This is a genomic window from Aquipluma nitroreducens (assembly GCF_009689585.1).
Taxonomy (GTDB): domain Bacteria; phylum Bacteroidota; class Bacteroidia; order Bacteroidales; family Prolixibacteraceae; genus Aquipluma; species Aquipluma nitroreducens.
On record NZ_AP018694.1, the window covers coordinates 187671 to 202253 of the forward strand.

The 14583-nt window shown below is 39.2% G+C and carries 18 protein-coding genes; all 18 read left to right on the plus strand.

The genetic code is table 11. The features are described from left to right. The first annotated feature begins 10 nt into the window (after nucleotides 1-10). The 18 genes from AQPE_RS00740 (at nucleotide 11) to AQPE_RS00825 (ending at nucleotide 14518) form a co-directional block, all read left to right on the plus strand. Complete coding sequence (locus AQPE_RS00740; RefSeq protein WP_318349127.1) at nucleotides 11-577, plus strand: helix-turn-helix domain-containing protein; 567 nt, start codon at nucleotides 11-13, stop codon at nucleotides 575-577. A gap of 19 nt (nucleotides 578-596) precedes the next feature. Continuing rightward, nucleotides 597-3383: a PAS domain S-box protein gene (locus tag AQPE_RS00745; protein ID WP_318349128.1), complete on the plus strand. Its 2787-nt coding sequence runs from the start codon at nucleotides 597-599 to the stop codon at nucleotides 3381-3383. Further along, a complete protein-coding gene (locus tag AQPE_RS00750; RefSeq protein ID WP_318349129.1) occupies nucleotides 3380-3811 on the plus strand; it encodes a response regulator in 432 nt (143 codons plus the stop codon). Before AQPE_RS00745 ends, AQPE_RS00750 begins: the two co-directional genes overlap by 4 nt. A 116-nt stretch (nucleotides 3812-3927) precedes the next feature. Further along, entirely contained in the window at nucleotides 3928-4197 is a 270-nt protein-coding gene (locus tag AQPE_RS00755) for a helix-turn-helix domain-containing protein (protein WP_318349130.1), read from the plus strand. 156 nt (nucleotides 4198-4353) lie between these two features. Then, entirely contained in the window at nucleotides 4354-4509 is a 156-nt protein-coding gene (locus AQPE_RS00760) for a lmo0937 family membrane protein (protein WP_318349131.1), read from the plus strand. Between the two features lie 123 nt (nucleotides 4510-4632). Beyond that, nucleotides 4633-4845, plus strand: a complete 213-nt coding sequence (locus AQPE_RS00765; RefSeq protein ID WP_318349132.1) for a hypothetical protein — start codon at nucleotides 4633-4635, stop codon at nucleotides 4843-4845. A gap of 37 nt (nucleotides 4846-4882) precedes the next feature. Beyond that, on the plus strand, nucleotides 4883-5068 hold the full coding sequence (locus AQPE_RS00770) for a Thivi_2564 family membrane protein (protein ID WP_318349133.1): 186 nt from the start codon (nucleotides 4883-4885) through the stop codon (nucleotides 5066-5068). 46 nt (nucleotides 5069-5114) lie between these two features. Next, nucleotides 5115-5306 (plus strand): hypothetical protein, encoded by a 192-nt coding sequence (locus AQPE_RS00775; RefSeq protein WP_318349134.1) that lies wholly within the window; start codon nucleotides 5115-5117, stop codon nucleotides 5304-5306. A 505-nt stretch (nucleotides 5307-5811) separates the two neighbouring features. Beyond that, complete coding sequence (locus tag AQPE_RS00780; RefSeq protein WP_318349135.1) at nucleotides 5812-5997, plus strand: CsbD family protein; 186 nt, start codon at nucleotides 5812-5814, stop codon at nucleotides 5995-5997. Nucleotides 5998-6085: 88 nt separating this feature from the next. Then, nucleotides 6086-6361, plus strand: coding sequence for a YtxH domain-containing protein (locus tag AQPE_RS00785; protein WP_318349136.1), 276 nt, complete (start codon nucleotides 6086-6088; stop codon nucleotides 6359-6361). Nucleotides 6362-6487: 126 nt separating this feature from the next. Then, complete coding sequence (locus AQPE_RS00790; RefSeq protein ID WP_318349137.1) at nucleotides 6488-6829, plus strand: hypothetical protein; 342 nt, start codon at nucleotides 6488-6490, stop codon at nucleotides 6827-6829. A 6-nt stretch (nucleotides 6830-6835) separates the two neighbouring features. Continuing rightward, nucleotides 6836-7225, plus strand: coding sequence for a hypothetical protein (locus tag AQPE_RS00795; RefSeq protein WP_318349138.1), 390 nt, complete (start codon nucleotides 6836-6838; stop codon nucleotides 7223-7225). 5 nt (nucleotides 7226-7230) lie between these two features. Further along, nucleotides 7231-8331, plus strand: a complete 1101-nt coding sequence (locus AQPE_RS00800; RefSeq protein ID WP_318349139.1) for an AI-2E family transporter — start codon at nucleotides 7231-7233, stop codon at nucleotides 8329-8331. A 311-nt stretch (nucleotides 8332-8642) separates the two neighbouring features. Further along, on the plus strand, nucleotides 8643-8960 hold the full coding sequence (locus AQPE_RS00805) for a hypothetical protein (protein ID WP_318349140.1): 318 nt from the start codon (nucleotides 8643-8645) through the stop codon (nucleotides 8958-8960). Nucleotides 8961-9043: 83 nt separating this feature from the next. Further along, on the plus strand, nucleotides 9044-12214 hold the full coding sequence (locus AQPE_RS00810; protein ID WP_318349141.1) for a M1 family metallopeptidase: 3171 nt from the start codon (nucleotides 9044-9046) through the stop codon (nucleotides 12212-12214). Nucleotides 12215-12285: 71 nt separating this feature from the next. Then, the gene (locus AQPE_RS00815; RefSeq protein ID WP_318349142.1) at nucleotides 12286-13071 is read left to right on the plus strand and encodes a DUF3108 domain-containing protein; all 786 of its coding nucleotides are present in this window, start codon (nucleotides 12286-12288) and stop codon (nucleotides 13069-13071) included. A 172-nt stretch (nucleotides 13072-13243) separates the two neighbouring features. Continuing rightward, nucleotides 13244-13771, plus strand: a complete 528-nt coding sequence (locus AQPE_RS00820; protein WP_318349143.1) for a hypothetical protein — start codon at nucleotides 13244-13246, stop codon at nucleotides 13769-13771. A 228-nt stretch (nucleotides 13772-13999) separates the two neighbouring features. Next, on the plus strand, nucleotides 14000-14518 hold the full coding sequence (locus tag AQPE_RS00825; protein ID WP_318349144.1) for a HEAT repeat domain-containing protein: 519 nt from the start codon (nucleotides 14000-14002) through the stop codon (nucleotides 14516-14518). The last annotated feature ends 65 nt before the right edge of the window (nucleotides 14519-14583 follow it).

The window sequence follows — 14583 nt, forward strand, 5'->3', positions numbered from 1 at the left end:
AATCAATCAGTTGAAATTATACATCAAATACATGGTCAGCAACCGTTGTAAACAAACGGTAAAAGAAGAACTAAAAAAACTTGGGCTACATTTTATCATAGTCGATCTGGGCGAAGTGGAGATCATGGAGAATCTCACAGGAGAAAGGCTGGAACAGGTTAAATCTATATTGTTCAATTGCGGTTTCGAGTTAATGGATGACAAGCGGGCAATACTGATCGAGCGAATTAAAAATGTAATTATTGAAATGGTTCATCACTCCAGTGAACTGATTAAAACGAACTTTTCAAACTACTTAAGTGAAAAATTAGACCACGATTATACCTATTTGGCCAATTTGTTTTCAGAAGTTCAGGGAACAACCATCGAACAATTTATCATCATGCATAAAATTGAGCGGATCAAAGAATTGATCATTTATGGCGAAGAAAATATTACAGAAATAGCGTGGAGGATGAATTACAGCAGTGTCGCCCATTTATCCAATCAATTTAAAAAAGTTACGGGTCTGTCTCCTTCGCATTTCAAGCAATTGAAGGATAAAAGACGGAGTCCGATTGAAGATGTAGGAAATTAATGAATGAGAATTAAATGAAATGGAACGAACGAAATCGCACGAATCACAATATGCCAGCAGTTTGATAGAGGCTAGTCTGGATCCCCTGATTACCATCAGTATCGAAGGAAAAATCACGGACATGAATCAGGCTAAAGTAGATATAACGGGGATTGAGCGCAACAAACTGATTGGCACTCATTTCTACGATTATTTTACCGAGGCTGAAAAAGCACGTACTTTTTACGAGGAGGTTTTTGCAGTTGGAGCAATTACCAATTTTCCACTGACGATTCGAAATAAAAGCGGCAATCTAACTGATGTTCTTTTTAATGGTTCAGTATATAAAGACGATCAGGGAAATATATTGGGTGCAGTTGTTGTTGGAAGAGATATTTCCGAACAGAAATGGGCAAGGGAATTACAAGAAGCAAACAAAGAACTTGCCTTTCAAAACGACGAAAAGGAAAAGCGGGCGGCAGAATTGGTTATCGCCAATAAGGAACTGGCTTTTCAGAACGAAGTAAAAGAGAAGCGGGCGGCGGAATTAATCCTGGCGAACAAAGAACTGGCCTTCCAAAATGATGAGAAAGAAAAAAGAGCACAGGAGTTAATTGTTGCCAACAAAGAACTTCTCTTCCAGAACGAGGAAAAAGAAAAACGTGCAGCGGAACTAATCATTGCCAATAAAGAACTGGCCTTGCAAAACAAGGAAAAGAAAAAGCTGGCAGATGAGTTAATCATAGCCGATAAAGAACTTGATTATCAGAACGAAGAAAAAGAAAGACGATCGGTTGCCAGCAAAAAACTGGAGGCATTCACCTATTCTTTAAAGCTGGCTTCGCAATATTCTCTCAGCTTAATCGAAGCAAGCCGCGATCCCATGGTAGTTATCAGTCCTGAAGGTAAAATTACCGATATGAATGAGGCCACTGCGAACATTACAGGTTTAACCCGCGATGAACTGAAAGGTACCGACTTCCTCGATTATTTTACCGAACCGCAAAAAGCCCGTCACGTTTATCAGGAAGTATTTGCAAAAGAATCGGTTGCCGATTCGCCGCTTACACTTCGCCATGCCAACGGCAAACTGACCGATGTTTTATTTAACGGATCGGTTTACAAAGATGATCGGGGTAACGTTATCGGCGTGGTGATTGTTGCACGCGACGTAACTGAACAAAAAAGAATTGCCAATGAGTTAACCGAAGCAATTGTATTTGCTGAACTGGCTGTCGGAATTGCAGAAGAGGCAAAAGAAAAAGCCGAAAGCGCGAAACACATAGCCGAAAATGCAGTGAAAGCCAAGCAGCAGTTCTTGTCGAACATGAGCCACGAAATACGCACACCAATGAATGCGATTATCGGTTTCACCAAAGTACTGCTAAAAACAGAATTTACCGCCAAACAAAAAGAATATCTGCATGCAATAAAAATGAGTGGAGATGCACTAATTGTATTGATAAACGATATACTCGATCTGGCCAAAGTTGATGCCGGGAAAATGACATTTGAACAGATTCCGTTCAAAATGGAAGCCTCAATTTCGGCCATGCTGCATCTGTTCGAAACTAAAATTCAGGAAAAGAATTTAAAACTAATCAGGAAATACGACAAAAATATTCCTGAAGTTTTGGTTGGCGACCCGGTTCGTCTGCACCAGATTATTTTAAATCTGGTGAGTAATGCTGTAAAATTTACCATGAAAGGGAAAATCAGCGTTAATGTAAGTTTGATCAGTGAAGACGATAAGCAGGCAACCGTACAATTTTCCGTTTGTGATACCGGAATTGGAATACCTGAAAGTAAAATCGAAAAAATATTTGAGAACTTTCAACAGGCGTCCAGCGGAACTTCGCGGCTTTACGGGGGAACTGGTTTGGGTTTGGCCATCGTTAAACAATTGGTTGAGACACAGGGAGGAACTATTTCGGTAAAAAGTGTGGTTAACGAAGGTTCAACCTTCAGTTTTGAGCTAAGCTTTCTAAAAACCGCTGAAGCTGCAGAAATAGAATCCGCAATTCATGATCTTGATACTGAGCTTAAAAACATTACTATCTTGGTTGTTGAAGACATCCTACTGAATCAGTTACTAATGAAAACGGTGCTTGAAGATTTTGGTTTTGAGATTGATATTGCTGAAAACGGGAAGATTGCTATAGAAAAACTTCGGGACAAAAACTACGATGTTATTCTGATGGACTTGCAGATGCCTGAGATGAACGGGTTTGAGGCCACCGATTTTATCCGTAACATCATGAATCTGGAAACCCCGATCATTGCGCTGACTGCCGATGTAACTACCGTTGATTTGGCTAAATGCAAAGCCGTAGGAATGAACGATTACATTGCGAAACCAGTTGACGAACGTTTGTTGTACAGTAAGATAGCAGGATTTGTAAAAAAGCCGGATCATAAGAAACGTAACGATTTGCATGAGATTGCCATCACTGAAGACATTGTAAAAAGCTGCATCGATCTGGCCTATTTAAACCAACGTACAAAATCGCACCCCAAGTTAATGATGGAAATGATTTCGGCATATCTGGATCAGACTCCACCTTTAATTTTAGCCATGAAACAAAGCCTCACCGAAAAAAATTGGGACCTGTTATATGCTTCTGTGCATAAAATGATCCCTTCATTTTCTATCATGGGCATGGGTATCGATTCAGAGAATATGGCAAAAAAAATTCAGGAATATGCAAGCACTCAAATACAGTCGGAAGGAATATCTGAACTTGTATTACAACTCGAAACTATTTGCATACAAGCCTGTGTCGAACTGAAAGAAGAATTTAACCGGATAAAACAAACGATATCATGAACAACAATAAAATAAAACTTTTCCTGGTTGACGATGATGCTGTTTTCCTGAAATCATTGGAAATTGACTTTCTGGAACAAGCTGATTTTGAAATTGAAACTTATGCAACCGGAGAACTTTGCATTGAAAATTTGACTAACAATCCCGACCTCATCATTTTGGATTATTATCTGGATGGTATCGACCGCGACGCCATCAACGGAATTGACACTTTGGATAAGATAAAAGGGTTCAACCCTGAAATTCCGGTAGTCATGCTATCTTCTCAGGATAAAATTGATGTAGCCATCAACTGTATGCACCACCAGGCATTTGATTATGTGGTTAAAAGCGAAACCGCTTTCATGCGCTTAAAAAAAATCATATCCACCATCGTTGAAACTCAAAAACTCGAAAAACAGTTAAACTGGTACATGGATCGGATGTAACCGAAACCATGAAAAAACCACTTTGTGGATAATAACAATTAACTTAGTAATCCGGATTCTATTTTTATTTTCAGGAATACTGAATCTGATAGATAAATAACTAAACTGGATGTGATTTGAAACTCTTCATCAAATACATGGTTTCCTCTCGCTGCAAAATGGCAGTGAAGTCAGCACTGGATAAACTCGGCATACACCACGTGAAAGTAAAATTGGGCGAAGTTGAGATCATGGAGAATATTACGACTGAACAGCGTGATCATAAAATTGAACGTGCCAAAGAACTGCTTCTTTACGACGATCTGAATCTCACCGAAATATCCTATCGGCTTGATTACAGCAGTGTAGCGCATTTGTCCAGTCAATTTAAAAAGTCACCGGATTAACTCCTACTTTCTACCGGGAGATGAAGAATAAAAGACATTCCTCTGCCGGCAATGTGTGAATGATGTAACTTTTCACCGAAATTGTGTAATGGTTCAGCCTTTAAAGATGTCCATCTTTGAAAGGTGAAAATTCATTCACATATAAGAATAACAATCATGGGAAATTTACTTTATGTAGTCGCAGTCATTTTAATCATTTTATGGCTCATTGGATTTGTTGGCTATAGTGCTGGTGGTATCATTCATGTTTTGCTCGTAATTGCAATTATTGCAATAATACTTCGGATTATTCAGGGAAGAAGAATACTCTAAAAAATCTGTGCTTTCCTCATAACACCGTTTAACACAAATTCCATTAGCTTTTCGTTGGACTTATTTCCGGCAAATTGGAATTGGAATGCTTCTTCACATTAAGTTCGGTTTAAAATTAAACACATGAAAATAAAAACATTAGGGGTTGTTCTCGCAGCGATTGGTATACTTATGATCGTTTATACCGGTTTTAGTTATGTGACTAAAGATAAAGTGGTCGATTTAGGGCCAATTGAAATTAATGCAGAAACGAATCATCCCGTTCAATGGTCACCAATTGTTGGTGTCGTATTGCTTGTTGGAGGCCTTGTAGTTTTTGCAACCGGTAAAAAGTAATTATCAGATATTTATATAAACTCTTTAAAACAAAACTATGCCACTATTAACAATTTTACTCGTAATCATTATTGTGGGTGTCGCCCTATGGTTGATCAATTCATTCATTCCAATGGCCAGTATAATCAAATCAATCCTAAATATTGTTGTTGTGATTGTTCTGATTGTCTGGCTTCTCAATGTATTTGGGATTACCAGTGGACTTTCAAGCATACATTTATAAAAACAATCAAGTTAACGATTACAACAAATCTCAAATAATAAAAACGATGAATCTGAAAAGAATCTTTGGGGCATTGCTAACAGTACTCGGAATTGGCGGACTTATTTATGCAGCAGTCTTATATGTTAATTCGCAAGGGAATAATAATTTCAAAGCGCTTGTAATTTACGGGCTACTTGGTCTGCTATTCTTTATTGCCGGTATCAGCCAGGTGCGCACTACCAAAGACGAATCTTAAAGTTGATTCAATTCTTAATCATTGAATTTCACTCGAAAAGATTGTTATTAAATTATTGAATATCTATACGTTCTCGTGGAACTCTCATGCTAGGAGATCTCCACTACGAACTATATTTTCGCTTCGCGGATTTCCCGCTGGTCAATTCATTCCTTTTTGTGCCGCCTCCTTTAAAATTGTTTTCGCGGCATGTTCGTTTCACCCGAAAACAATGAAGTAATTTATTTTACTTTTTGCAAGTTCGAATGGACTCCTTGCCAAAAGGATTCTACTTCGAACTTTATTTTCATAATTTTTTTCATAGTCATTTTTAGCTTGCTATACTGAAGAAGCTACAAGAAAATTTGGCTCCGTTGGAATCCTTTAAAAATTGACGTTAAAGTCATATCGCATTGGATATAAATGTGTGAAAGATGTAACTCTTATCCGGAATTGTGTAACGCTTTCCGGGGCAGATTCGATCAACTTTGTACAGTAAACCTCATGTACTATAAAAACTATAAATATGAACACTACGGAAGGAATTGGGAATTGGGTCAAAACAAAAGGTAAACTCAAACAAAAATTTGCGCTTTTAACCGACGAGGATCTGTTGCTTGCAGAAGGCAAGAAAGAGGAAATGTTGGGCAGACTTCAGATTAAACTTGGGAAAACAAAAGAAGAATTACAAAAGATCATAGCGGCACTTTAATCGGTGTTCTCCAATTGAAATGAGTTTAAGTAAAGCGAAGATTACAATTTACCATAAGTTCAATATATACAATTATAAAACAAAAATTATGAGTTCAGGAAAAGTATTACTAGGCGTATTAGTTGGTGCTACCGCAGGTGCATTGGCGGGAATTTTATTAGCTCCGCACAAAGGAACGGTCACACGTAAAAAAATAAACAGACAAAGCGGCGCATTTGTCGATGGGGTAAAGGAAAAATTTGATGGATTGCTCGAGGATATCTCCGAAAAATTCGAAAAGGTAAAAAATGACGTGACTGAATTTGCTGAAAAAAAGATGGCAAAACCAGTCGATTCAAAATACGCAAAACCTGTTAATAATTAAGGTATCGCGTAGGTATCTTAAACTTTGAGTCTGCTTCAGAACGATTTCATAGACGCTCTGGAGTGGATTCAATTTTTGAACTAGCTCCATATCCACTGTACTATAAACCGCTTCAAGACCAACGCCATGGAAGATAATGAAAACATCATTGAAACACTTTTGGAGAGAGCCACGGAATATGGCAAATCCGGCTACGAATTGGCAAAACTAAAAGCTCTGGATAAATCGTCGGATGTGCTGTCTACCTTAACTGCAAATTCTGTCGTTCTGATCATCCTTTCGTCATTTATACTTTTTCTGAATTTAGGATTGGCTTTCTGGCTGGGAGAAATTCTTGGAAGGATTTACTTCGGATTCTTTGTGGTAGCAGCCTTTTATGGCATTTCGGGAATTCTGATTTATTTCTTTTTACACGACTGGATTAAGAAAGTTGTCAGCAGTAAATTCATTAACCAGGTCCTAAAATGAAATGTTATGGAAAATATCAAAACATCTGTTGAGCTTAAAGAAGCGATCAAGCTTTTGGAACTCGAACATACCTACAAGGGTCAACTGTTAAAGGAACAGCTACTGCTCGTTCACGAAAGTTTAAAACCCGCGAACCTGATTAAAAGCGTCATTTCTGATGTAACCTCATCGCCATATTTGGTTGATAATCTTCTGGGTGCAACTGTTGGTTTAGCTTCAGGATATCTTACAAGAGTCGTAACCGTTGGTTCAACAGGAAATGCATTCAAAAAACTCCTTGGCACGATTCTTCAGTTTGGAGTTACAAATGTGGTAGCTCAGCATACTGACACCATTAAGTCAATCGGTCAGTTTATTTATCAACATTTTCTTAAGGGAGAAAACAGGAACACTTAAAACCAATGATAACCAGAGAAATACAATTACCGTTTTATGTCAAAGCTTCACTTCTTTCAGTTGGTTTGTTTGCCTTTGTTGCGATGCTTTACATTGCCCAGAGTATTATTATTCCGTTCGTTTTCTCAATCATTTTGGCAATTGTACTTCACCCGGTCGTAAACTTCTTCGTGAAAAAAAAATTTAACAGGGTCGTAGCCATCGTTCTTGCCTTGGCTCTGTTTATTCTGGTAATTGCCTTATTTGGCGCTTTTATGTTTTCACGAGCTATGCAGTTTAAAGAAACATGGCCTATTCTGGTTGAAAGGTTCACCGAGCTCTTCAATGAAGCCACTGCCTGGGCTTCAGGTTATTTTGACATCAGCCCGGAAAAAATAACGATATGGTTTACCAAATCGAAAGTGGATGTTATCGACTCAAGCGGTGTTGCAGTAGGACAAACATTGATCAATGTTGGCAGTGGGTTGGTCATGCTCTTTATCATACCGGTGTACATTTTCATGCTTCTTTTTTATCATCCGCTTTTGCTCGAATTTATCCGGAGATTGTTCGGGGCCGACAATCGCAAAATGGTCAGTCAAATAGTTACTGAAATCAAAAATATAATTCAGAAATACCTGACGGGTTTGTTTCTGGAAGTTGTCATCGTATCAGTTCTTCATTCGGTAGGCCTTTTACTACTTGGCGTTCCCTATGCCATTTTGCTTGGCATCCTTGGCGCACTGCTTAATCTCATTCCCTACCTCGGCGGAATAGTCTCGGTAGCCCTGCCGATGATGGTGGCGCTGGCGACAAAAACATCGCCATGGGTTGCAGTTTATGTGCTTTTGGTTTATTACGTTATACAATTGATTGACAACAATTACATCATTCCCAAGATCGTTGCTTCCAAAGTGAGAATCAATGCACTGGTTTCTATCATTGTTGTTCTGGCATTCGGGGCGTTATGGGGTATTCCCGGAATGTTTATTTCCATTCCAATGACCGCAATCATCAAAGTTATTTTCGATCACATCGAATCCTTAAAACCATGGGGTTATGTATTGGGCGATACCATGCCACCCAGAATCAACATAAAACCCATTTTAGATAAAATACTCAAGTAAACAAATCATTAGTTTTAAAAAACCAGTTAAAGATGATTTTGAATCCGACCATTGTCCGTTTTATTTGATATTTAAATGACAATTATTCAAAGAGATTGTCTGCATTAGGTCGTTGAAACAACTTATTATTTTATTAAAAGTTCACTCAACACATCCGGAATAGATTGATGGATGTTACAACCGGTTGGAAGAACAGCATATACCCCTTAAACAGAATGTGTGAATGATGTAACTTATTTACAGAATAGTATAACAAGTTGCAAAGCTGAGCCCGTACCTTTAGCTAAATCAAATCATTAAAAAATCATAAAATGAAAAAGACAATTTTTATTGCGCTCCTGATGATTTTCACATTGGGTGCAACGACAACCTTCGCAAGTAAGGCTGATCTGAAATCCACGACTCCTGTTGCTACTGAGAATAAATTATCGACAGAAGAATTAAGTAAGATGAAAAACCGTGTGGAAGAGATTCGTACCATCGATAAATCGGACATGACCGTTTCTGAAAAGCGTGAACTCAGAAAAGAAAGCAAGGGAATTAAAGAAAATGTACGTAAAAGCGGTGGAGTCATTTATATTGGAGGGACTACTCTTTTATTGATCATTATCATCATCCTTCTGGTTTGATACAAGCCTGAATATTCAAATGCTTTTGCCTGAAATCGTATTGGAAAGTAGTTTTATTGTATGCTAAGTGAAAATCAAATCCGATGAGGACATTACCAGTTAAAACCGGAATTAAGCGGGAAAAACAAATCAAAGCATATACTGTTATTCAACTGTTTATCATTTCGATGCGTACCAGATCGGTAAGAAAGCGATTCCTGAATTTTTATAATCCTGTCCTGCCGGGAACAAGTGGGTCAAAACCCAATGATGCAAACATATTTCATAATAAATTTTCATTGATTGTCAGGCAGCTCGTTTTTAGCTGCCTGATAACTTTTGTATTTGTACCCAATGTCGGAGCACAGGAATATTTCCAGCAGGAAGTCAATTTCAAGATAAACGTCACGCTCAACGATCAGCGCCACGAATTAAGTGCATTCGAAACCATTGAGTACATCAACAACTATCCCGATACCTTAAAACTTCTTTATTTTCACCTCTGGGCCAATGGTTATTCCAATAATAAAACAGAATTAGCCAAACAGTTATTTAATTTGAAGGGCAAAGCAAAGCTGTTCAAAGACCCTGAATTGAGAGGATACATTGACTCGCTGGACTTTAAAATTGACGATCAGCCTGTTCAATGGAATTTATTGCCAGGTCAGCCCGACATTTGCCGAATCATTCTGTATAAGCCGCTCCCACCTCATGATACCATACAAATATCCACTCCTTTTCGAGTGAAAATTCCCAAAGGAGTGACTTCCCGATTAGGGCATATCGGTGAATCTTACCAGATTTCACAGTGGTTTCCAAAACCTGCAGTTTACGACCAGTCCGGCTGGCATCAAATGGCCTATCAGGATCAAGGTGAGTTTTATTCCGAATTTGGAAGCTTCGACGTAAGTATTACATTGCCATCTAATTACATTGTAGGCGCCACCGGAAATCTGCAAAATCCGGAGGAATCCAACATGCTTGAACAGCTTGCAGCAGACACTACCTGGATTAAAAATATTGGCACCGAAGCTGACTTTCCGCCATCATCCCAACAGATGAAAACACTCCGCTATACTGAAAATAAAATCCACGATTTTGCCTGGTTTGCCGATAAACGATTCCATGTGTTAAAAGGAAAAGTAAAACTTCCCGACTCCGGAAGGGAGGTAACCTCCTGGGTGATGTTTACCGATCAGCAGGCCGAACTTTGGAAAAATGCTATTCCCTATGTAAATCATTCCATTGAATATTTCTCAAAATGGATTGGCGATTATCCTTATCAAAACTGTACCGCGGTGCAAAGCGCCCTGAATGCGGGCGACGGGATGGAATATCCCGGGATAACGGTAATTGGAATGGCCAAAGATGCCTACGCACTGGATGAAGTGATCGCTCATGAAATTGCCCACAATTGGTTTTACAGCGCATTGGGGTCGAATGAGCGAAAGTACCCCTTTTTGGACGAAGGAATCACCAGTACGTATGAACAGCAATACATGCACGAAAGATATCCGCAAAAAAAACTTTGGGAAACCAATGTCCGGAACCCGAAACTGGCAAAATTTTTCCACATCGATCAAATGCCGGTAAAACAAATGCGCGAACTCGAATGGCTTTCTCAAGCCCGCGACAATCTCGAACAACCCGTAAATCTCCCGGCTGACGATTACAACACACTTAATTACAGCCTGATGATATACAACAAAGCTGCGATGGGTTTTAACTACCTGAGAGCTTACCTTGGAGACTCGCTGTTTGATTTGGTCATGCATGATTATTACCGGCAGTGGAAATTTAAACATCCCCAACCCGACGATCTTCAGGAGGTATTTGAAACCAATACGGGCAAAGATTTAACCTGGTTTTTTATTGATTTTCTGGGAACTAACAAGCGAATGGATTACAACATCCTGAGCTTTGCAAATCATCAGTTACTCATAAAAAACAAGGGAGAATTGGTATCGCCATTGGTTATCTCCGGAATGATTGGCGATTCCATCTGTTTCGAAAAATGGGTTGATGGTTTTGAAGGGCAAAAAGAAATCGATATTCCGGATGGAAATTATACGCAACTGAAAATTGACCCCCAACATGTAACTCCTGAACTTTTCAGGCTCAACAATAACATCCGGACATCCGGAATTTTTCCAAAATCAGATCCACTCCGGACACAACTTTATTTTTCGCTGGAAGATCCCGAAAAACGATATCTGATGTATATTCCGGTCGTTAACTGGACGCGTGAAAATGGTTTTATGCTGGGCATAGCTTTGCATAACGGCATTCTTACCCCAAAGCCATTTCAATATTTTGTGGTACCATTTTATACGTTTAATAATCCCGGTCTGGCAGGATATGGGAAGCTTTCGTGGAATATAACTCCATACGATAAATTCGTCAGGAAGGCCACAATTTCGATCGAAGGAACACAATTCGGCGCTCCTGAAAATCAAAATTATCAAAAAATAAAAACCGGATTAGATCTATCCTTCAGGTCGAAACAATTGAATAATTCACTTACTCACAAAGCGTTTGGATACTACATTGCAGCATCTAACCTTTTTCAGATTGAACATCAGCAAAAGGCAAAAATGAATTCCTATCTGCAATTCGGTTATCAACTGGAAAAGCCTGGAAATGTCAATCCTTTCAGCCTGTTGGTTTTTTCCGAATCCAGTCAGTCCTATCTGAAAACATCTTTAGAGCTCAATTACCGGTTAAGTTACTACGGAAAGAAAAATGGTCTGGATATCCGGTTGTTTGCCGGAACCATGCTCAAAAGCGATCCGGCTATCCTGTTTTATTCATTTTCTGCAAGTGGCCGAAGCGGACCGGAAAAATATTTATATGAGGGCACATTCCCTGATCGTTTTAGCCGTTTCCCAACAACTTTCTGGTCGCGGCAAATAAGCCTTTCCGAAGGTGGTTTGGTGTCGCCGGTTAACGATAAACTTGGTTTCAGTAAATGGCTTGTTTCGTTATCCGTCACCAGCAATTTGCCGGGAAAAGCTGCCCATTTTCCTGTGAAGCCGTTTGTAAATCTTCTTCTGAACGATCACGGTACCGGAACAGAAACCGATTCGCCATTCTTTTTTGAGGCCGGCCTCAAAGCCGGAATGTGGAACTTTTTCGAGATTTATATTCCCGTGGTGGTTTCCGGAAATATTCAATCGATAACCGGATCTTTTAAAGACCGGATACGTCTGACTTTTAAGCTTGACGGATTTAATCAGCTCAAGCTGAATTCAGGAATCGGATTTGAAATCAAGTAAATGTGTGAATGATGTAACTTTTTTCTGAAGTTGTATAACTCTTTCAAATTTGCTTAATTCACCTTTGAAGTATGAAAATTCGATTAGGCATACTCTTTATAATCTTGCTTCAGGGTTCGTATATCAATGCTCAGGAAATATTTTCCCCACAAGTAAAACCCAATACTGCATTTGGAAAGGACGAAAAACTTACGTATCAGATTAAGTATGGTTTTATCGTTGGTGGAATAGCCACTCTTTCGCTTAACGAGGCCATCGAAAATGGAGAAAAGGTTTTTCATGCTTTGGCTGTTGGGAAAACTACCGGATTAGCCAACACCATATACGGGGTTGAAGATACCTATGAAAGCTGGTTCGACAAAGCAACCAATTTGCCATTTAAATCGGTACGTAACATCCGTGAAGGTCGCTACCGGAAATATAATGAGGTAAGCTACAACCACAAGCATAATACGGTTCATTCAAAACTTTCAGGAGTTCATAGTGTCCCCGTAAAGATCCTTGATTTAACATCGACCTTTTATTACCTGAGACGAGTCGATTGGTCAGTAATGAATAAAGGCGATGTCGTCTTTGTAAACATGTATTTTTCCGACGAAATATTTCCTTTTCGGATTATATTTAAAGGAAAGGAAACCATCCAGACCAATTTCGGGAAAATAGAATGTTTTAAAATCATGCCAGTGGTCGAAGTTGGACGCATGTTTAAACGATCAGATGATCTGACCATTTGGTTGACTGACGATGACAATTGTATTCCTGTGCAGGTTAGAATGGACATTCGCATAGTTGGAAACGTATATTTGAAACTCATTAAATATGAGAATATCGCCAATCCATTGGCATCTCAGGAGTAAAAGGTTATTGCTTCAATCAAAAAAACAGCGTAAACAGGAAAGAACTCCTGGTATTATTTCATTGATTTCAGAGCCTACTGAACATTTGGAATGAATATTGATACATGGCTAACAAATCTGTTGCTATAAATTAGTACAATTAATCCTCATATTAACACGAAACTCAAAAAACATGAAAACAAGAACTATTTTATTTAGCTTTTTAATTGCATCGTCTGCATTTCTGTGGACTGGTTGCAGCCAGGAAGGACCACAAGGGCCCGCGGGCCTCGATGGAAACGCAAATGTAATCGCCTCGCAATGGTACTCACCAACCGCGTGGGATGGCTCATCAGGCGATTGGTATTTCGACGTTACGAATTCAGCCATTTCGCAGGATATTGTTGAAAGTGGAGCAATATTAGCTTATGTAAGTTTACCGGGCGACCTTTACAACGAATATACAGTCAGACCTTTACCTGCTTACGCGGTCGGCGCCAATTGGGACTTTTTACTCCCCAATGATGGTCAGTCCTACGGCACAATCGAATTTACCTCCGACATGGTGAACAGGCCAGGCACATCGGGTTATAATTTCAGATTTATACTGATCCCTTCGAACTATAGCTTGAAATCGGCCTCGCTAAATGCTCCCGGGTTAAATGATCTCAGGAAAATGTCCTATAAAGAGGTTTGCAATTTATTGGGGATCAAAGAATAATACCTGAAAGCTTTTAAATTTCGCTGATTTGGAATATTGTCTATTTCGAAGTATCAATATAGCCGTCACAAAATATACAGGTGACGGCCTCTTTTTTTTATCGGGATTGAAAAGCCTAAAGGTGTGAATCATGTAACTTTTCCCTGAAATTATGTAACACCTTTCAGTAAAAATTGGCTCATATTTACGGCGTTACTGATTAAACTTTCCATTAAAAAAACAGAAACAATGTTCGAACGAAATCAATCCGGGATAAGCATGCAATCTTTAGTTAATCAGCTCGAAAATGAAGATATCAAGGTTCGCACCAGAGCCCGTAAATCGCTGGTTACAATTGGCAAACAAGCTGTTCCGCCATTGTGCCTGGTGCTTGAAAATTCAAAAGTATACAAAGCCCGTTGGGAAGCGGCCAAAGCGCTCAGTGAAATTGCCGATCTGAAATCAATATCCACGATGGTTAAGGCACTGGAAGATCCGGAAAGCGATGTGGCCTGGCTGGCGGCGAAAACGTTGGAGAAATTCAGAAAGGCTGCATGGCCGGAACTGTTGCGCGCTCTGGTTGATCGGGGGACAGATTCTGTTTTGCTGCAACATGGCGCTCACCATATTCTTCGGAAACAGAAAGTGGAAGACTATAACGATCTGTTGGATATACTTCGCACTGCACTCGAAAAGGGATCTGTTCCCGAAAGTATTTCACCAGCCGCATATCAACTATTGGAGAGGATAAAAAGCAGAAGGGGTTAGGATAATTTACAATCTGGAAAAACTTTATCTTTAGTTTAAAGTTATTGTTATACTAAAGGATAAGA